The organism is Granulicatella balaenopterae (assembly GCF_900111135.1).
GTDB lineage: Bacteria > Bacillota > Bacilli > Lactobacillales > Aerococcaceae > Granulicatella > Granulicatella balaenopterae.
Genome location: NZ_FOGF01000022.1, coordinates 1 through 19,177 on the forward strand (window position 1 = coordinate 1; position 19,177 = coordinate 19,177).

A 19,177-nucleotide genomic window follows, 5' to 3' on the forward strand; every position below is an offset into this window, starting at 1 on the left:
GAAAGAGAAGCGAACCTTGACTACTGAATGATTAACTCTTTATTTTTTTAAAAGCCAATAAGCACATAAAAAATAGGATCAATGATTTTACTCATCAACCCTATAAATTATAGAACCATTTAATATTTAACGTGGAGAAACAAATGCCCTAACGCATATCTAAATGCGTAGGGTATTTGTTTTTATAATTATTTGTTGATTTATAATCAAAATTGACCCACTAGAATTACGAGCAAAGACTGGTGTATAAAAGGATAGAACAGGTAGAGCTGGGTCAAAAGTAAGTGTAAAAATTAAGAATGATGAATACAATTGATCCACCTTAAAAATATTATAAGCAGCTGTCAGGAAAAGGAAGCTTGCGTCAATATAAATTCACCATTTCTGTCAATATAAAATCACCACTTACGGCAATATAAATATCACCACTTTTGTCAGTATAAAGTAACCAATTATGCAAATCATTTCGTAGCTGCTAATATTAATGGTTGGAATAAGGTGGAATGTAACTAAATCACTGTAACCGCTAAATAATATATATTTTGTCCATGTTATTCAGAGATTGGCCTGTGTTATAATTATATATGCGAATAGTTCGATATTTTTAGCTATAAAAAGGAATTATTTAGATAAAAAAGAATTTGCTTAGGTGGGGACACTTGAGCTTTTTGTATATATAGAGCAGATGAATGGAGGAAGAAGATGTTTGGAATAGATTATGATACATGGCTATCAGTGTGTGATATATATTTTGGTATTAAAAGTGGAACGAAAAAAGCTTACTTACAATATTATCCATTTGAAAAATTAACAAAATCTAACGTTGAAAAAATAAAGAGTGAAGAATTTTTTGACCAGAATATAAAATACGGATCGTTTGTTCAAATAGAGGAATACATGTATCAAACAAAACACTATTTACAAAAAAAGGATTCAAGTTTTAGGGATGCATACCTAATTTCACCTATTTTATTTTTAGTTTTACAATGTATTGGTAAAAAAATACATGATAATTATGATTTGAAATTATTACAGAATAGATATGTTTTTTATGCAGGTAATTATAGTGAAATGAAGGCAACATATAAAAAAGAGTATGATAATTTTTATAAAGGAATTAATGATAGCTGTGAATATTATCAATATTTTATAAAGACTGATATTTCTAATTTTTTCCATAATATAGATATAGATATTTTAATAAAACAAATTGATGAAAAATGTAATAAAACAGGTAGAAATTCAAAAATTGTTTTTTCACAAAATGAATTATATCAATATAAAAAGCTTTTAAGTTATTGCGGTAATGGTAAGTATCCTTTAATAGAAAATAGTATGGCTACATCATATCTAGCTTCTGTCGTATATTTAGAAAAAACAGATTGTAAGCTATACGAGTATATAAAAAATAAAGTACCTGAAATTGAGGATTTCCAAATATTTAGATATGTTGACGATATGTATATTCTATTTAATTCAGAAAGTGATTCATATCACTTGAAAAGAATATATAATAAAATTGAAAAAGAATATTCTTCTATATTAAGAGAAGTTAGATTATCCATAAACAGTAGTAAATGTGAGATTAAATCTACTAAAGACATAGACGAAGAGTTAAAAAGATCATTATATGATGAGTATGTCTATGGAGAAAAATGTAATATTGCAGACCTATTTCAAGATACATTACTAAAATTTTTAAGGAAATTGAATAATAAAATTAGCAAGGAGAATATTACAGTAGATGAATATAATGAATTAATTAATGAAGTTTTTGGGTTGCCGAATGTTGAATATAAACCAAATGAAGTATTTAATTATTATGTGTATAATAGCCAGATACTGAGTTCAGAAGAGTGTGAAGAAATTGATAAGCTAGTAAAAAACGATATTTCATTTATTAGTTTGGATACTAAACGATTAACAGTACTTATATTAAAAACAAAAAATGGGAAAGCAATCAAATCAGTATTAAATAAATTATTTAATAAATCAAAAGCTGGAAATTGGAATTGTTTTGACACAGCAATTGCAAATGCTTATTTAATTCAGAGAGGCTTCGGACATGAAGATTTACTACAAGCTGTATCAAAACATGATAATGCATTATATAAATGGTATTTGGGAAATTGTATAAAAGTTTGGTTGCAAGACATTGAACAGTATAAACGTATACCAATTATAGGGACGGATTGGAAAACAAATTACTTATATTTTATGTATTTGTGTGAGAATAAAAAAGGGAATTACATGACAGCATATGCATATTATAAAAATTATTTCGATAGGATGACGGCTAGAATAGACTGGTATTTTTATGATAATTACGATAAACCAAATTATAAATTATTTTATAAAAAAGGTGAACTTAAAAAATTTTATAGCGGAAGCCATGAATTAGCAGATGAAATAATAGAGGAGACTTGTAAAATTCGTAACTCAAACCCTTTATCTCATGCAAGTGCAGGTATGATTGATAAAGATACTACAACTAAAGAAATAAAGGAATCTATTAAAGCACTAGATATGTTAATGAATCAAAAAATAAATCAAAACATAGAAAGTCTAGATATTAGAATAATTAAAGATGAAAGGTAGGTGGTTATATTAATGTCTAACAAAAACGAAGAAAATAGTAGTGAAGAACACAATAAGATAGAAAGTTACTTCACCAAAAAGCATAAGGTATATCCATTAGCGCAAACATTGAAGTTAGTAGTTGTAATTACAGCTATAGCGTTGTTTATCGACATCCAAAACTATCCGTCTATTTTGATAGATAAGTTTGAGGTGACAACTTTTGGGTTAGCTATAGTGACTGTATTCGTTATTATAAGCATTACTGCATACGAAGATGGTCTTCATAAACAACTGACATTACCATTTATTAACCGACTAGATTATTTAATGGCAATTTGCGGTGAAGCAGGCTTATTATATTTATTTAGTAGTTGGTTAATTGAGGTAATAGGCATAACTTATAATGAATCAGATAGCTGGAGTAATGAATTATTGGCTTGGGATTATAAGAGTTGGATTGCGCTAGTTGTCTGTGCAATAAGTTTTATAATATTGAAAAAAAGATATTCTATAATAACCATCAATGAACAGAAACAACAATCAACTAATCAAAATAAGATAGTATATGATTTTGAAAAAGTGTATTCAGGCGGATTATCGATACCTAAAGGACAACGGTTTATTATTAGCGATGAGGAAGCTCCAAATGATTTATTTGGTAGAGCTAGACTGATTAATCACTTAGAGTCACTGATTGCTAGTGGAAGTGCTAATGATGGTTGTGTGATTAGTTTGCAAGGTAAATGGGGTGCTGGTAAGACAACATTAGTTAATAATGTTAAGGAAAAGGTTATGGAAAGCCATGATGAAAGTGATGAGAAAATCATTTGGATAGATGAATTTGATCCTTGGAATTACAAAGATGAAGAAGCACTGGTAACGAGTTTATTAGATGCTATTATAAAGCGGACGGGAATTCACTATCAATCTAGTTATTTTAACAAAGCAGCATCGACATTAGCTAAGTTGATTTTAAAAACTGATAGTAATGCTATAGATGATATTTTCAGAAAAGATATCACGCTTAAAGAATTTAAAAAGCGAATTAACGATTGTCTAAAAGATAGTAATAAAAAGGTTGTTATGGTTATTGATAATTTAGACCGTATTGATGAAGAGAAATTAATCTTAATATTTGATGTGATTGGTAATCATTTGAAGTTTGATAATGTTACCTATCTTTTACTATTCGATCACGAAAGAGTTGGAGATGTTTTTGAGAGTCGACCGCATTTAGGCTATGAATATGTTAATAAGATCATCACTATTCCAATAACCTTACCTAAATTAGATAATACAAAGGCTAAAGAAGTATATGGCACAGCATTGGATAATATTTTTAAAGCATATAACCTTGATGAAAATATTGGAGAATACGATGCCTTGCTCGATACAATGCTAACCTTATAAATAAACCCACGAAACTTCAAACAATTCTTAAACTCAGGAGTCATTCCATTCTGTGCCGAAAACTATGGCTTATATTTAAGAGACTTGATTTATCTATCTTTTATCAAGCAATTTAATTATGAGTTGTACGAGGAGATATATAGGAATAAGGAACAATGCGTAGAGCCACTTACGGTTGATGATATTTCTTATAATAGAATTAATAAAAAAGAAAATATGTATATTTTTCGATACATAACAAATTTACAAGAAACGGATAAATATTGTAAATTTAAGAGAGTTTTAGATGAGTTATTCCTAAGCGATGAGGGAACTGATTGGACAAAAAAAGTAGATTTAGTTTTAAGAAAAATGAGTATTAAAAATAAAGATATGTTTACAGTATATTTTTCATTAACTGATAATATTGAAACAGATATGTTTATACGTACTAAGGATTTTATAGAAAATTTTAATCAAGAATTATGTTATGAAGATCGAAAGCAACTCTTTAATAAATGGATGTATAGGGATGATTTTATTAATGAAAATATATTAGGGGAATTTTTATATTTAAACTTATATAAGGTTATAGATAAACATACTTTATTAAAGGTTATGTGGGATAATATTGGAAAGGTATATGATAATAGTCCTATTAGAAAGAATCACTTTTTTTCAGAAACGATCGCAATATTGTTAGATACACTGAACTTTGAAGAGTTTTGTGGATTTGTTAATAATAATTATGATTATAAGAAAGCGGCACATATATATGCTGTTGTTGGGGAATTAAATGCAATGAGTACGGTAGATGAAGGTACTAGTTGTTTACAAAAGAGTAATTATTTAGAACAGAAAGCAATGGAAATGAGTGAAGATATATTTAATAATCGAATCAATATATTTGATGAAGCATACTATATGGTGCAAAATTTATCGTGGTTATTTAAATATAATATTGATAAAAAAGATCAATGCGCTGAGTATATTCGTTTTTTATTAAAGGAAGATAATCGCAATATTTTTAAAATCTTGTATGAAGCAGTAGAATGTCGTGAGTCAAATAATGATGTTTATAACTATAAAATTAACTATAATAGTGTAGATTTAGTTATCAATAATGATGTACTTGACGAAGCAATGAGTAAAGTAGAACCACAAACAGAAAATGACCAAATTATCTATGAGCTATATCAATTATATAAAGTTAATAAAAATAATGTTGATATGAGTTCAACAACACCTCACGTCAGCAGTAAACACTTATTAAAGTATTAATTACTAACACATTCTAGCTACCAATTAATTTTGGTGGCTGGTTTTTATATTGGATAAGTTTTTTATGATGCACTCACACCAGGTCTAGCGATTTCGCTGGGCCTTATTTTTATGTTCTGAATTATTGATGAATACAGTTAACTCATATGGAGTGCACCTAGTTGTTGCGACGAGTGCTGTTGCTATGTGTATGGGTGGGTCAAAAGTAAGTGTAAATAATAGGAATGATAGATACAATTAACCCACACAAAAAATCTATAAGCAGCTAGTAGGAATAGGAAACTTGTGTCAATATAACAGTAACCAATTATGTCAATTTAATACATACAATTGAATTCGTAGTGTAAAGTTGGTTTTCAACATTAAAGTCGCACTATTCAAGGGGAATGATGTCGTTAAAAAGATATAATTATGGAATTTTGCTATAATTAACAGATATTTTCCTTTTTAATATAGATTAGTGCTATAATAGTTGTAAGCGTTTGATATCGTTTTTAGGAGGTATTGTTTTATGAGTACTAAAAGAGAGCATAAAGGGAATAGTCTGATTGCTTTTCCTGATGAATTTATTGTGGTTGATATAGAAATGACTGGTCTAATGTCATATGATGATATTATTGAGGTAGCTGCAGTGAGATATAAAGATGGCGCTAAGGTTGATCAGTTTCAAACTTTAGTCAAGCCTTATGATGATTATGTAGATAGTGATGAATGCGGTAATCCATCCAAAGAGTATGTTGGCGCTCATTTCCAAAGGTACAAAAGCGATTATCAAAATAAAACAATTTTAGATAAAGATATCCGATAAGTAGTTTACATAATAAAAGAATCTAGTAGCAAAGTAGTTGTGTTTGAAGATTTTGAAGACACGACAAGATTTATTATATTACGAGAATTGAATTTTCTAATGAATGCAAAATGACAAAAAAATACAGACGGAGGAATCAGAATGAGTGAAGAAGAAAAGAAGGCGATGGATGAACTAATTAAATTTTCAAAAAAATGGATGAAAAAATTCAATGAAGAAAAATTAATTTTTTCAGGGCAGGAAATTAAAGATATAGTAGGATTATCTGAAAGAATATATGGTGGAATATACAAAGAAGATAATATAGATTATGATCCGGATTCATCACCATTTGCATGGAAGTACTATCATACCATGTATTCTGAATTAATATCATGGACAGATAACGAAAATAAAACAGATAAAAAATATTACAGAAGAGAAGGGATTAGAAAAATTGCTGTATTTTCTTTGGGAGTTAATCATACTTTGCAACAAATTAAATATCAAGAATATTCTGAAGAAAACGATACTAGTTCATTAAAATATGGTGGGGATTGTGCATTTAATTTTAATAACTTAAAATATGCTAGATTTTTAAAACTTGTTAATAATAAAGATTTATATAATAAATTAAATTTCTGTGCTATGATGCATCATTCACCGTTCAATTTTTCATTAATGCCAAGAACAGGTAATTTGAATAATGCGAAAGGAACTGGGACGATAGATTAGATATATTTTTGTTTAGATTAAATGAATTTTATGAAGTTGTGAATGAAAAAATAATTCAAGAAAGTAATCTTATGGCTTTAAAAAGAATTAGTAATACAATATTATCTAAATCAACTGTAGGAAATTTCCCTTCAATTTTAGAATTTCTATTAGATGTACAAGGGGATGAAGTGGAAAAAACATCAAATACTATAAAGGAAACAAAAGAAATACAAGTAGGTACTCGTAATTACGTCAAACTATTTTATCCATGGGTAAATGATGAGTTACTTGAATCGCTTGTTGAAAACAGCCAACATCCAATTACAAGTGCTAAGGAGTTAAATGCCTACATGGATCTTGCAATTAAGTATTGGACTGCAGCATCAGAATATTATAACGAGCATTTATAGGATTCAATTGTAGGGAAAATATTTTTTTAAATACATGTTATAATAACTAATATTTTTTAATTAGATTCAGTAATATTACAATATCTTATATTGTATAGTCAGTTTGGGACGTAAAGGATTAATAGATATCAAGATAATATAGAATTATAAGGATATAATAAATATTTTTACTAAAATCAAAGAAAATTTTGATTTTATTGATAATAATAGTTGAAATTTCAGATTACATGGCATATTATAATAATTAACAGAACCCAACACGCCTCTGTCTAACACGCGGACCAAGTTGGGTCATTTTTTTGCGATTTTTAGCTATATTAGAAAATCGCTTTGATGTGAGTTGAGATTTTCAATAGAACGTTGTAAAATAAACAAAGATCAATCACCCCACATAAAAAGAAATTTCTTTATTAAGATATTTCCGAACGTGGGGCTTTTTTTTGTATAAAAAAAAGAGTTGATGGGATGCTCGGTTCCGCACTGATATCTAGTGGGGCACATCTTTCATCAACTCTGGCTTTTTCCCGTAAAAGCTAGCCTGATGAACTAGCTAGTGTGGGTGATTTTTCATCCCCATCTTCTAATCGTTAGCTTAAGTGGTGACTGGTTCACCGATAGGGTTGCCATAGGTGTTGTAGCAACTGCTATGGCGATATATAGGGGGCGAATGGATGTGTTAAGGTAGGTCAAGAGTATTTAGCAATCTACAGGAAATTTTTTTGATATATGTTCGAGATAAGCGTTCTAGGTAAAGGTATACAATACAAGGTTTACATAATAAAAGAATTCAGCAGCAACCTTTTTGTGTTGGAAGTTTTGGATAGTTTTACTGACAGGGAACATTTATGCAGTTAAGTGAACCATTTTTTTGTTAATGCGAAATGTCAAGGCTGAATTACTTTTAGAAAAGATAGGTAATGTCTTTAGTGCTTGTTGTTATGCTATATAGCAGTGGGTCAAAACTATTCATCAAAGTTGAGGATTTTGTTTATGGTTTGATAGAGGCTCTATAGGTGAATGATAATAGTTTTTATCGTAAAAAAATGATGATGTTAGCCACCATACTAGCATCGTTTTTTTTTTTTTTTTTATTTGTTGCATGTTATTTAAAGTTCATAAATTTATTAATAATAGAAACTTAACGTTAAATTTTGGCTTTTAGTTATCATATTTTTTCTTTTTTTAATTTAGTGTGTTTGTTGATTTGACGGTGGTTTTGGAAGTTTTTTTGTGAAATAAGTTAATCGGTTAGTAAATAATAGTTGCAAGTTAACGTGTTAACGTGTAGAATGTGGTTAAGCACTTACAAAGTGATGAATTTACTAATGATAAATATAAGGGGTGTTAATGTGAAACGTGTAGCAAATTTATTAGCATTAGAAGAATTAGGTGTAATTGCCGTAGTTCGTGGTAAAGATAAGGAACAGGCAATTAAGTCTAGTGAAGCCATTATTAAGGGTGGTATTAAAGGGATTGAGGTGACGTTTACTGTTCCTAAAGCAGAAGAAGTTGTTCGTGAATTGGCCGAAAAATATATTGATGATCGTTCGGTTATTATTGGGGCGGGGACAGTATTAGATGCGGTGACGGCTCGTATTGCTATTTTAGCAGGTGCGCAATTCATCGTTAGTCCAACTTTTGATTTAGCGACTGCTGAGATTTGTAATTTATTCCAAGTACCTTATTTACCAGGTTGTATGACAATTACAGAAATGAAAGATGCCTTAAAAGCGGGTGTAGATATTATTAAATTATTCCCTGCTAATACTTTTGAACCAAAAGTCGTAAAAGCCTTTAAAGCACCATTACCACAATTAAATATTATGCCAACTGGTGGAATTAATTTGACCAATATGAAAGACTGGTTTGATGCTGGGGTTGTTGCGGTAGGTGTTGGTGGCAATTTGTTAGTGCCAGCCGATCATGGTGATTATCATCAAGTAGAGTTAAACGCTAAGGAATATGCAGATTGTTATCAAAGTATTGTGGAGAGTAGAAAATGAAAATTATTACATTAGGCGAAATTATGCTACGTTTGTCAACATCATCTAGCAGAATTATAAATGCTACGAGTTTTGATGCCTGTTATGGTGGTGGGGAAGCTAATGTTGCTATTTCACTGGCAAATTTTGGTCATGAAACCTATTTTATGAGTGCTGTGCCTAATAATTTTTTAGGAGAAGCCGTTAAGCAACATTTACACACCTATCAAGTATCCACTGAATATTTACTTGAAGAAGGAGAGCGTTTAGGGACATATTATTTAGAGAATGGTCATGGTAATCGTTCTTCTCAAGTAATTTATGATCGCGCTGGTTCAAGCTTTGCAACAATCAAGCAATTGGCGTGGAATCTAGAAGGAATGTTTGATCAAGATACATTGTTTCATATTTCAGGTATTGTACCTGCTTTATCGAAGGAATGGCAACAATTAACATTAGAGATTATAACGGCTGCCAAATCTTCAGGAGCTACTATTAGTTTTGATAGTAATTACCGTTCAAAATTATGGAGTCAAAAAGAGGCAGGCCATATGATGAAACAGATTTTACCATTAGTAGATTACTGTTCATTAGGGATATTAGATGCTAAATATTTATTGGAAGTAATTCATCCTGACGAAGAAGTAGCGTTAGGTGATTGCTACAAAATCATTCAATCTCATTATCCTAATTTAAAAGTAATGTATTCAACAAAAAGAATTGTGAAATCAACCAATCATCATCAATTAACAGGATATATCTTCCATCAAGGAGAATTATATCAATCAAAAGAATATGATATTGATGAAGTGGTTGATAGAGTAGGTGCAGGAGATGCATTTGCTGCAGGAGTCTTACATGGCTTGCTACAAAATTATTCTTATCAGGAAACCATTGATTTTGCAACAGCCGCTTCAGTACTGAAGCATACTGTATTTGGTGATTGCAATCAATTTAGTGCAAGTGAAGTAAGTGCTTTTTCGCAACAAGAAGTAGGAAAAATTAATCGATAATATTAGGAGGAATTAGCATGCAAGAAATGGAAACAAGATACACACACAGCCCAGAGGATATTCGTCACTATTCAACAGACAAATTAAGAGAAGAATTTTTGGTAGAAGAAGTATTCGTACCAGGAAAGATTGCTTTAACGTATACACATAATGATCGTATGATTTTTGGTGGAGTAACACCAACAACTAAAGAACTAGAAATTCAATTATCAACTGAATTAGGGGTTGATTATTTCTTAGAAAGAAGAGAATTAGGAGTTATTAACATTGGTGGTGAAGGCTTTATTGAAATCGAAGGCGTGAAAGAACCAATGAAAAAACAAGATGGTTACTATATTGGTAAAGGCACTAAACATGTAGTCTTTAGCTCAGTTAATCCAGAAAATCCTGCTAAATTCTATATTAGTTCAGTACCAGCTCATCATGTTTATCCAAATGTGAAAATTAGTATTGATAGTATTAATCCTTTAGAAGCAGGTGAGCCATTAACATTAAATGAGCGCAAAATTTATCAATATGTTCACCCAAATGTATGTGAAAGCTGTCAATTGCAAATGGGCTATACAATTTTAGAACCAGGTAGCGCTTGGAATACGATGCCATGTCATACACATGAACGTCGTATGGAAGCTTATGTATACTTTGATATGCAAGATGATACGACTGTGTTCCATATGATGGGCAAACCTGACGAAACAAAACACTTAGTAATGCAAAATGAACAAGCTTGTATTTCACCAAGTTGGTCAATTCACTCAGGCGTTGGGACAAGTAATTATTCATTTATCTGGGCAATGTGTGGGGAAAATATCACCTATACAGATATGGATATGGTTAAAATGGAAGACTTAAAATAAATTATTAATTAAATGGAGGATAATAGAATGAATCATACAGAAGATATCTTTTCACTAGAAGGTAAAATCGCCTTAGTTACGGGTGCGGTTTACGGGATTGGTTTTGCGATTGCAGAAAGTTTTGCATCAAAAGGCGCTACAATTGTTTTTAATGATCGTACTGAAGAAGGCGTGGCTCGTGGTTTAGCAGCTTATAAAGAAAAAAATATTACAGCATATGGCTATGTATGTGATGTGACTGATGAAGATGGCGTTTTAAATATGGTAAAACAAATTGAAGAAGAAGTTGGGATTATTGATATCTTAGTAAATAATGCCGGTATTATCAAACGTATTCCAATGATTGAAATGAGTGCAGCTGACTTTAGACAAGTTGTTGATGTTGACTTAAATGCACCATTTATTATGAGTAAAGCGGTTATTCCTGGAATGATTAAAAATGGTGGCGGTAAAATTATTAATATTTGCTCAATGATGAGTGAATTAGGACGTGAGACAGTATCTGCTTATGCTGCGGCTAAAGGTGGATTAAAAATGTTAACCAAAAATATTGCCTCTGAATATGGTCAATATAATATTCAATGTAATGGCATTGGACCTGGTTATATCGCTACTCCTCAAACAGCTCCATTAAGAGAATTACAAGAAGATGGATCAAGACATCCATTTGATCAATTTATTATTGCGAAAACACCTGCTGAACGTTGGGGTGAAACAGAAGACTTACAAGGACCAGCTATTTTCTTAGCAAGTAAAGCTTCTGATTTTGTAAATGGTCATATCTTATATGTAGATGGTGGTATTTTAGCTTACATTGGTAAACAACCATAATCATAAACAATAAGCAAGTTTGCAGCTGTGATGAGTTGCACTTGCTTTTTTTAACGAAAATAGGAAGGAAGATAAAGATGACAATTACAATCACATTATTTGATAAAGAGGGACATATCCGCAATGGACAAAATGACTATGATAAAGTGCCAACAGTCATGACTAAAACAGAGGAAGATTTTGCTTATCTATCAACTCAGGAATTGGTATATGAAGAGGGCGATTATTTTAAGATTGAAACCGATAAAGAAAATAGTTTTGTAGTCGTTCGATTAGATGAATCATTAACAGAAACAGTAGTATTTATTAAAGATAAGCAATGGCTTTATGAAATACCTTTAAATGAAAAACGAGTAAAAGCGCGTTCTGACGTAGCCTTTAAAGGACATAAGCATTATATTAGTGTTCGTTATGCAAAAGATTTTGAGATTAATCAATATATGAATTTATCACGCAATTCTCATGATTTAAATGAAGAATCAGGTGCTTATCCTCATGCTTATGCTAATGTAGAGACACGTAATGATGCAACATTTTTTGCTTGTAATGCAATTGATGGTGTTTATGCGAATAATAGTCACGGTGCCTATCCTTACCAAACTTGGGGGATTAATCAACAATTGGATGCTGAGGTAACGATTGATTTTGGTCGTAAAGTGGCAGTTGATATGATGGACGTAACATTGCGTTGTGATTTCCCTCATGATAGTTATTGGACACAGGCAACCGTTGAATTTTCAGATGGCTCAGAAGAAATTATTCACCTAGAAAAAATTCATACTCCACAAAACTTTACTTTTACAAAGCGTGTTGTTGAATGGGTTAAATTAAAAGATTTAATTCAAGATACAGATGAATCACCATTTCCAGCCTTAGCTCAATTAGATATTTATGGTACTAATTGTTTATAATAATGTAAAATTAACGGGATTGAGTTGATATTTGTAACGATAACGTTATAATTTAGAAGTAAACTATTTTAAATTGGAGGAATCAGCATGATACCAAAATATGAACGTATTAAAAGAGATATCATTGCTAAAATTAATGAAGGCGTTTTTAAACCAGGAGATAAAATATATTCTGAAGGTGATTTAAAAAAGAAATACTCAGTTAGTAATACTACTGTTGTAAAAGCTTTAAATGATTTAGTGAATGAAGGTTTATTAGTAAGAAGACAAGGTGAAGGGACTTTTGTAAGACGTCAATTATTGCAACGAAAAGTTTTGTTTAGTGAGTTAACCCCTCATACTGCAGAAGAAAAACATGTGATTGAAGAAGTCATTACAACAATTTCTGAACCTTATCAAGATAAAGTAATTGCCAAAAAGTTAGGTAATAAAAGTGGTAAAAAAAATATTATTAAGATTCAACAATTAGGTTTAATTAATGGTAAGAGTTGGAAGGTCTTAAATCGTTATGTTTTGGCAAGTATGTTATCGACTCAAGCAATTAAGCGTTTAGAGAATGGGGCGAGTTTGTCAAAAGAATTGCATTTAAGTGATCATATGACGATTTTGCCTGCTGAAATGTCTATTAAGTTTATTGTGATTAATAGAACTTCGCATATTTTTACAGCTTTAAATGAAGCGAATGATGAATTAGATGATAAAGATGATTTAGCAGTAGTCTATCTAGAGAAGTTAACGTCTAATTTGGAAGGACGCGAAATTGAATATACAGAAATTTATTTATTACCTGAGTATTATCAAATTGATATTATTTTGGATTAAATGCTGATACAGATGATTTATAAAGTAACCGTTTTTGATAACGGTTATTTTTTTGCGTATTTTTAGCGGAAAAATTCATAAAAAATTAATAAAATGTTGCGATAATAAAAGAAGGAACTTAACGTGTTAATGTGTTAAAAAACGGTATGTTCAAGCTTAGCAATTAGAAAAATAAAAAAACTTAACTTAACGTGTTAATTTGCTAAAAATATTCAAAAAAACGTTTACAAAGCGCTTAGTATAGTGTATTATATAGACATAGCCAGTTAACGTGTTAAGTTACTAAAAGATGGTTATAGAAAGGGATATGTCATGAAAAAGGTAAAACATGAATCTTTGTTATCGAGTGAACGATATTTGAATAATGGCTTATTAACGGAAGCAGATATCGATTGCGCGATTCAAAAATGTATTGAAAAAGTAGATAAAAATATGACAAAATTAGGGGAATTATTTCCAACCCCAGCTACAAGTAATAATGCTTATCAACCAATGAAAAACACTGAATGGACAAATGGTTTTTGGACAGGAATGTTATGGTTATGTTATGAAATAACTTCAGATGATAAGTATCGTGTATTAGCAGAAAAAAATGTTCAATCTTTCTTAGAACGAATCGAACAAAATATTGAAGTTGAACACCATGATTTAGGTTTCTTATATAGCATTTCTTGTGTCAGTGCATATAAGTTAACTGGTAATGAAGACGCTAAAAAAGCAGCTCTATTAGCCGCTGATAAATTAAGTAGTCGTTATCAAGAAAATGGTCAATTCATTCAAGCTTGGGGTGAATTAGGAGCAAAAGATAATTATCGTTTAATTGTAGATTGCTTACTAAATATTCCATTATTATATTGGGCTGAGGAAACTACGGGGAATCATTATTATGGTGATATTGCAAGAAAACATTATCAATCAACTATTAATAATGCGATTCGTGACGATGCTTCAGCATTCCATACTTTCTATTTTGATCCAGAAACAGGATTACCATTATACGGTAAGACTCGTCAAGGGTATTCAGATGATTCTAGTTGGGCTAGAGGACAATCATGGTTAGTATATGGTATTGCTTTAAACCATTCTTATGATGAAAATCCAGCTAATATCGAATTATTCGAATCTATCACAAATTATTTCTTAAATCGTTTACCGGAAGATTTTGTTAGTTATTGGGACTTAATTTTCCAAGATGGTTCAGGTCAATCAAAAGACTCATCTGCTACGGCAATTGCGGTATGTGGAATGAACTTAATGAACCAATTTATTCCAGAATCGAACTCTCATAAATTAATTTATAAATATGCACAACATGCGATGCTTGAAAGTCTAATGAACTCTTATACAGATGAATTGACTGATGGTATAACAGCATTGATTAATGAAGGAGTTTACTCATGGCATTCTGGAAAGGGGGTAAATGAAGGGAATATCTGGGGAGATTATTTCTATCTAGAGGCTTTAGTAAGATTTAAAACAAATTGGAAAATGTATTGGTAGGAGGAATTATAATGGAAAAACCAAACATAAAAATGGTACGTGTTGACGAACGTTTAATTCATGGACAAGGACAATTATGGATTAAAAGTTTAGGTGTAAATTTAGTTATTTGTGCCAATGATAAAGTTGCTGAAGATGAGATGCAACAAACATTAATGAGCGCAATTGTTCCTAAAGAAGTTGGCTTACGTTTTTGGTCTGTTGAAAAGACAGCAAAAGTTATTTGGAAAGCAGCTCCACATCAAACAATTTTCGTTTTAGTATCAAATGTTGAAGATGCAAAACGTCTATGTGATTTAGGTTTCCCAATGGATGAATTAAATATTGGTAATATCCACGCAGCAGAAGGTAAAGAAAAAATTTCTCAATTTATCTATCTTGGTCAAGAAGATAAAGACGCTTTAAAAGCATTAGAAACAGAATATCATGTATCATTTAATACAAAAACTTCACCAGTTTCAAATGATGGGGTACAGTATATTGATGCATTAGTAAAAGCTATTCACTAAAAAAACATTAAAAAGGAGAAATTAATATGGAAATTACATTAGTACAAGGTATATTAATTGGATTGGTAACAGCATTTTGTTACTCAGGTATGTTATTAGGGATTTATTCAAACAGAGCATTAGTTATGGCATTTTTTGTAGGTGTTATTTTAGGAGATTTACCAACTGCTTTAATGTTTGGTGCATTAGCTGAATTAGCTTATATGGGATTCGGTGTAGGTGCTGGTGGTACAGTTCCTCCTAACCCTGTAGGACCTGGGATTGTCGGAACAATTATGGTTATTACTTTGAAAAATGAAGGGATTACACCTGAATCAGCATTAGCATTATCATTCCCATTTGCAGTATTATTCCAGTTTGTAACAACAGCTTTATATACTGTATTTGCAGGTTCTACTGACTGGTCTAAAAAAGCTATCGAAAAAGGTCAATTTGGTAAATTCAAATTAATCGCACATTCTACTTATTTAGGTTTAGCAATTATTGGTTTCATTATTGGGATTACAGCAGCACTTAGCTTACCAGCTTTAAGAATGTTTGTTGAAGCTTTACCGCAATGGTTAATCAGTGGATTCTCTGTAGCAGGTGGTTTGATCCCAGCAATTGGTTTTGCAATGATTTTATCTGTAATGTTGAAGAAAGAATTAGTTCCATATGTATTCTTAGGTTATGTATGTGTAGCTTACTTAAAATTACCAACAATGGCAGTTGCTTTGGTAGGTACAGTATTTGCATTAATCGTATATTATGGAAAAGGAACTACAGAACAAGTTGTTGAAAAAGCAGCAGTTATCGACGAGGAGGACTACAGCAATGGAATCTAAAGGACAAAAATTAACTAAAAAAGATTATTTCAAAACATCTCTACGTTCATATTTTTTACAAAATGGATTTAACTATACAACTTATCAAGGTGTCAGTTATTTAAATGTCATTATGCCTGCCTTAAGAAAAATCTATAAAAATGATGAAGATAAATTAAAAGAAACAGCAATTGCTAACTTAGAGTTCTATAATACTAACCCTCATATGTTACCGTTTATTACAAATATTCAATTAGCAATGTATGAAGATGATCAAGAAATTGAAGATGTTCGTAGTATTAAAATGGCGTTAATGGGACCTTTAGCAGGTATTGGGGATTCTATTGCGCAATTTGGATTAGCACCATTATTCTCAACAATCTTTGCAGGTTTAGCATTAGATGGTTTAGGATTTGCGCCAATGGGTTATTGGTTTGCAATGTTAATCTCAATGTTTATCATTAAAGTTTTGATGGGTCACTTAGGATACAAATTAGGTACTGGTGCAATTAAAACATTAAGTGCAAAAATCGGTAAAATTTCAGAAGCTGCAAGTATTGTTGGGGTAACGGTTATTTCTGCATTAGCAACTTCATTTGTTAAGGCAAAAATCGCTATTGAATATGCAACTACTGTAACTGTTGGTGATGAAGTAGGCGAAAAAATTGTTTCTATTCAAGAAGTATTAGATAAAATTATGCCTAACTTATTACCAGTTATCGTAACTTGTGTTGTATTCTACTTATTAAAAAATAAAAAATGGAATACATATCAATTATTACTATTATTATTTGCTGTTGGTATCTTAGCTTCAGTAACAGGTATCTTAGCTTAATAATAGTTGAAAAGGGCGTGTGAATATGAAGTTATTAACAGAATATCAATCACGTGTCTCTTCTAATGAATTTATAAATAAGATCAATAAAAGTTCAAGTAATTATTTACTTGGACTTTTTGATAGATGTGGTTATTTGTTGGAAGATAATATTGTATTTACGGATGCGTTGGATATGGAAGCTTGTGATACGAGTTATTCTTTGTCTCGTTATAAATGGAAATCAAGTCCCAATAATGATGATGAATGGATTTTTATGTTAAGTAGGCAAGGATTTTTAGTGGATTTAGCTATTGCGTATCATTTGACGGCGGATGAACGATATCTAGCGAAGTGGAAGGAATTAATTTTTTCTTTTATTAAACAAGAGGGAACGGCATCTGATTTGAATCAATTGTGTTGGAGACCGTTAGATAGTGGTTTACGTTTATCTAATTGGATAAAAAGTTTAGTGTATTTACCGCAAGATGGATTTAGTGAAGCTGAATGGCTGGCGTTACAAGAAGCGATTTCCTATCATCTTTATTATCAAAGGGAGACTTTTGTTAGTAAGTATTTATTGAGTAATTGGGGTGTATTAGCTCTTTGTGGTGTGGCGATGTATCAGATTTTGGCAGATGATGTTTGTGAGGATGATGTATTATGGCAGATATTAAGTGACCAGTGGGAATTGCAGTTTACAAATCAGGGTACTCATTGGGAGCAAAGTCCGATGTATCAGCATGAAGTTATGATGCAGTTTGCTAATGTGTTGCAATGTGCGGAAGTATTAAATCAACCATTACCATTTGATTTGCGTAAGAAATTAACGCTTGCTTCTACTTCTTCATATTATCAAGTGGATCAAGATGATTGCTTATTAGCATTAAATGATAGTGACGCGGTGGATTGCAGCTATATTTATGATTTTTATCGTGGGTTAGGTCTATTGCAAGATAAAAAGAATGAGGATTGGAATCAATCAGCAATCTTAATTGGGGAGTACTATTTTAATCGTACTAAAAAAGAAGAGATTATTAGCTATTCGACACTATTTTGTGATCAAAAGGCTGGTTTAGCAGTTCTTAAGAATGAAAAATGGTACCTCACTTGCTTTAATGGTTTACACGGTAGTTCGCATGGGCAAGCTTCTGCTGGGAGTATCACACTAAATTATAAAGGGCAAAATGTCTTGATAGATTCGGGTAGGTATTCTTATATGGAATGTGTTGAGCGTATGAGATTGAATAGTGAAGAAGCGCATAATGTCCCTAGTCTAAAGGAACAACCTGGAACGATTATTAGTGGCTCATGGTCGTATCAACAATTAACCAATCCCGTAGCAATGATGGTTAAAAGCTTTGAAGAAGGTTACTTTATAGAGACGAGTTGGCAAACAAAGCAGCACGATACCAAAGAGATGGCTCTTGTAACAAGAAGAATATTACTATTTGAGGACTTTGAGATGTTGCTTGTGATGGATAGTTGTGAAAGTAGTAGAAAAGATGAGCTTAGAAATTATTTTCATGTAGATTCTGACTTCAGACTTGAACAATTAGATAGTCAGTTTATACAGGCCAATTCAAATAGTCAGCAAGTAGGATTTTGGAATTTGAGCCCAGTTACTATACAAGAAGCCATTCATTCACCGGTCTATAATCAATTAGCTAAGCATCCAGTGATAATGAGTAGTACAGCAAGTGGGGATTCTTTACTGAATGTAATGGTAGTAAGTATGAATCAAGCAGTCACTATTGAAGAGGTAATGGTGAAGCAGAATAATGAAGAAAATCCATTTCACGACTGTTTTGGTATTCGGTGTATACAGGACAATTCCTGTAAAGAAGTATATCTTACTGTTAGAGATATTATTAGTAAAGATAAATTATTAGTGACAGAAGATGAAAAATATTTTTATGGTAGATTAGTAGTTTTTAATGATGGACAAATGTTGAGGATTCAATAAAGGAG

General features: G+C 31.2%; 17 protein-coding genes. All 17 read left to right on the plus strand.

Going from position 1 to position 19,177, the window contains the following annotated elements; genetic code table 11:
* The first annotated feature begins 702 nt into the window (after positions 1–702).
* The 17 genes from BMX09_RS05935 to BMX09_RS06015 all read left to right on the plus strand — a co-directional run bounded on the left by BMX09_RS05935 (position 703) and on the right by BMX09_RS06015 (position 19,172).
* Positions 703–2,598 (plus strand): AbiA family abortive infection protein, encoded by a 1,896-nt coding sequence (locus BMX09_RS05935; protein WP_089746785.1) that lies wholly within the window; start codon positions 703–705, stop codon positions 2,596–2,598.
* Positions 2,599–2,610: 12 nt separating this feature from the next.
* Positions 2,611–3,990: a KAP family P-loop NTPase fold protein gene (locus BMX09_RS05940; RefSeq protein ID WP_089746786.1), complete on the plus strand. Its 1,380-nt coding sequence runs from the start codon at positions 2,611–2,613 to the stop codon at positions 3,988–3,990.
* A gap of 216 nt (positions 3,991–4,206) precedes the next feature.
* Positions 4,207–5,250 (plus strand): hypothetical protein, encoded by a 1,044-nt coding sequence (locus BMX09_RS05945; protein ID WP_089746787.1) that lies wholly within the window; start codon positions 4,207–4,209, stop codon positions 5,248–5,250.
* A 511-nt stretch (positions 5,251–5,761) separates the two neighbouring features.
* The gene (locus BMX09_RS05950) at positions 5,762–6,058 is read left to right on the plus strand and encodes an exonuclease domain-containing protein (RefSeq protein WP_089746788.1); all 297 of its coding nucleotides are present in this window, start codon (positions 5,762–5,764) and stop codon (positions 6,056–6,058) included.
* 141 nt (positions 6,059–6,199) lie between these two features.
* Complete coding sequence (locus tag BMX09_RS05955; RefSeq protein WP_089746789.1) at positions 6,200–6,772, plus strand: hypothetical protein; 573 nt, start codon at positions 6,200–6,202, stop codon at positions 6,770–6,772.
* 8 nt (positions 6,773–6,780) lie between these two features.
* Positions 6,781–7,164: a hypothetical protein gene (locus BMX09_RS05960; RefSeq protein WP_143054388.1), complete on the plus strand. Its 384-nt coding sequence runs from the start codon at positions 6,781–6,783 to the stop codon at positions 7,162–7,164.
* A gap of 1,349 nt (positions 7,165–8,513) precedes the next feature.
* The gene (locus BMX09_RS05965; protein ID WP_089746791.1) at positions 8,514–9,167 is read left to right on the plus strand and encodes a bifunctional 2-keto-4-hydroxyglutarate aldolase/2-keto-3-deoxy-6-phosphogluconate aldolase; all 654 of its coding nucleotides are present in this window, start codon (positions 8,514–8,516) and stop codon (positions 9,165–9,167) included.
* Entirely contained in the window at positions 9,164–10,159 is a 996-nt protein-coding gene (locus BMX09_RS05970; RefSeq protein WP_089746792.1) for a sugar kinase, read from the plus strand. Before BMX09_RS05965 ends, BMX09_RS05970 begins: the two co-directional genes overlap by 4 nt.
* Before the next feature lie 17 nt (positions 10,160–10,176).
* Entirely contained in the window at positions 10,177–11,016 is an 840-nt protein-coding gene (gene kduI, locus BMX09_RS05975) for a 5-dehydro-4-deoxy-D-glucuronate isomerase (protein WP_177159558.1), read from the plus strand.
* Between the two features lie 27 nt (positions 11,017–11,043).
* A complete protein-coding gene (locus BMX09_RS05980) occupies positions 11,044–11,847 on the plus strand; it encodes a gluconate 5-dehydrogenase (protein ID WP_089746793.1) in 804 nt (267 codons plus the stop codon).
* A 77-nt stretch (positions 11,848–11,924) separates the two neighbouring features.
* Positions 11,925–12,758, plus strand: coding sequence for a hypothetical protein (locus BMX09_RS05985; RefSeq protein ID WP_089746794.1), 834 nt, complete (start codon positions 11,925–11,927; stop codon positions 12,756–12,758).
* Between the two features lie 87 nt (positions 12,759–12,845).
* Positions 12,846–13,580 carry a GntR family transcriptional regulator gene (locus BMX09_RS05990; RefSeq protein ID WP_089746795.1) on the plus strand — a complete coding sequence of 245 codons (735 nt, stop codon included), beginning with the start codon at positions 12,846–12,848 and terminating at the stop codon, positions 13,578–13,580.
* A gap of 312 nt (positions 13,581–13,892) precedes the next feature.
* Positions 13,893–15,080, plus strand: a complete 1,188-nt coding sequence (locus tag BMX09_RS05995; RefSeq protein WP_089746796.1) for a glycoside hydrolase family 88 protein — start codon at positions 13,893–13,895, stop codon at positions 15,078–15,080.
* 11 nt (positions 15,081–15,091) lie between these two features.
* On the plus strand, positions 15,092–15,589 hold the full coding sequence (locus tag BMX09_RS06000) for a PTS sugar transporter subunit IIB (protein ID WP_089746797.1): 498 nt from the start codon (positions 15,092–15,094) through the stop codon (positions 15,587–15,589).
* 26 nt (positions 15,590–15,615) lie between these two features.
* Entirely contained in the window at positions 15,616–16,413 is a 798-nt protein-coding gene (locus tag BMX09_RS06005) for a PTS mannose/fructose/sorbose/N-acetylgalactosamine transporter subunit IIC (RefSeq protein ID WP_089746798.1), read from the plus strand.
* Positions 16,403–17,227: a PTS system mannose/fructose/sorbose family transporter subunit IID gene (locus tag BMX09_RS06010; RefSeq protein ID WP_089746799.1), complete on the plus strand. Its 825-nt coding sequence runs from the start codon at positions 16,403–16,405 to the stop codon at positions 17,225–17,227. The genes BMX09_RS06005 and BMX09_RS06010 overlap by 11 nt, the downstream gene beginning before the upstream one ends.
* A gap of 25 nt (positions 17,228–17,252) precedes the next feature.
* Positions 17,253–19,172, plus strand: a complete 1,920-nt coding sequence (locus BMX09_RS06015; protein ID WP_089746800.1) for a heparinase II/III domain-containing protein — start codon at positions 17,253–17,255, stop codon at positions 19,170–19,172.
* Positions 19,173–19,177: the final 5 nt, after the last annotated feature.

Excerpts from the sequence above, each read along its gene's own strand:
- BMX09_RS06015 (WP_089746800.1), top strand. The coding sequence starts at position 17,253 with ATGAAGTTATTAACAGAATATCAATCACGTGTCTCTTCTAATGAATTT.
- BMX09_RS05935 (WP_089746785.1), top strand. The coding sequence starts at position 703 with ATGTTTGGAATAGATTATGATACATGGCTATCAGTGTGTGATATATAT.
- BMX09_RS05990 (WP_089746795.1), top strand. The coding sequence starts at position 12,846 with ATGATACCAAAATATGAACGTATTAAAAGAGATATCATTGCTAAAATT.
- BMX09_RS05940 (WP_089746786.1), top strand. The coding sequence starts at position 2,611 with ATGTCTAACAAAAACGAAGAAAATAGTAGTGAAGAACACAATAAGATA.
- BMX09_RS05970 (WP_089746792.1), top strand. The coding sequence starts at position 9,164 with ATGAAAATTATTACATTAGGCGAAATTATGCTACGTTTGTCAACATCA.
- BMX09_RS06005 (WP_089746798.1), top strand. The coding sequence starts at position 15,616 with ATGGAAATTACATTAGTACAAGGTATATTAATTGGATTGGTAACAGCA.
- BMX09_RS05980 (WP_089746793.1), top strand. The coding sequence starts at position 11,044 with ATGAATCATACAGAAGATATCTTTTCACTAGAAGGTAAAATCGCCTTA.
- kduI (WP_177159558.1), top strand. The coding sequence starts at position 10,177 with ATGCAAGAAATGGAAACAAGATACACACACAGCCCAGAGGATATTCGT.
- BMX09_RS06010 (WP_089746799.1), top strand. The coding sequence starts at position 16,403 with ATGGAATCTAAAGGACAAAAATTAACTAAAAAAGATTATTTCAAAACA.
- BMX09_RS05945 (WP_089746787.1), top strand. The coding sequence starts at position 4,207 with ATGTATATTTTTCGATACATAACAAATTTACAAGAAACGGATAAATAT.
- BMX09_RS05985 (WP_089746794.1), top strand. The coding sequence starts at position 11,925 with ATGACAATTACAATCACATTATTTGATAAAGAGGGACATATCCGCAAT.
- BMX09_RS05995 (WP_089746796.1), top strand. The coding sequence starts at position 13,893 with ATGAAAAAGGTAAAACATGAATCTTTGTTATCGAGTGAACGATATTTG.
- BMX09_RS05950 (WP_089746788.1), top strand. The coding sequence starts at position 5,762 with ATGAGTACTAAAAGAGAGCATAAAGGGAATAGTCTGATTGCTTTTCCT.
- BMX09_RS05955 (WP_089746789.1), top strand. The coding sequence starts at position 6,200 with ATGAGTGAAGAAGAAAAGAAGGCGATGGATGAACTAATTAAATTTTCA.
- BMX09_RS06000 (WP_089746797.1), top strand. The coding sequence starts at position 15,092 with ATGGAAAAACCAAACATAAAAATGGTACGTGTTGACGAACGTTTAATT.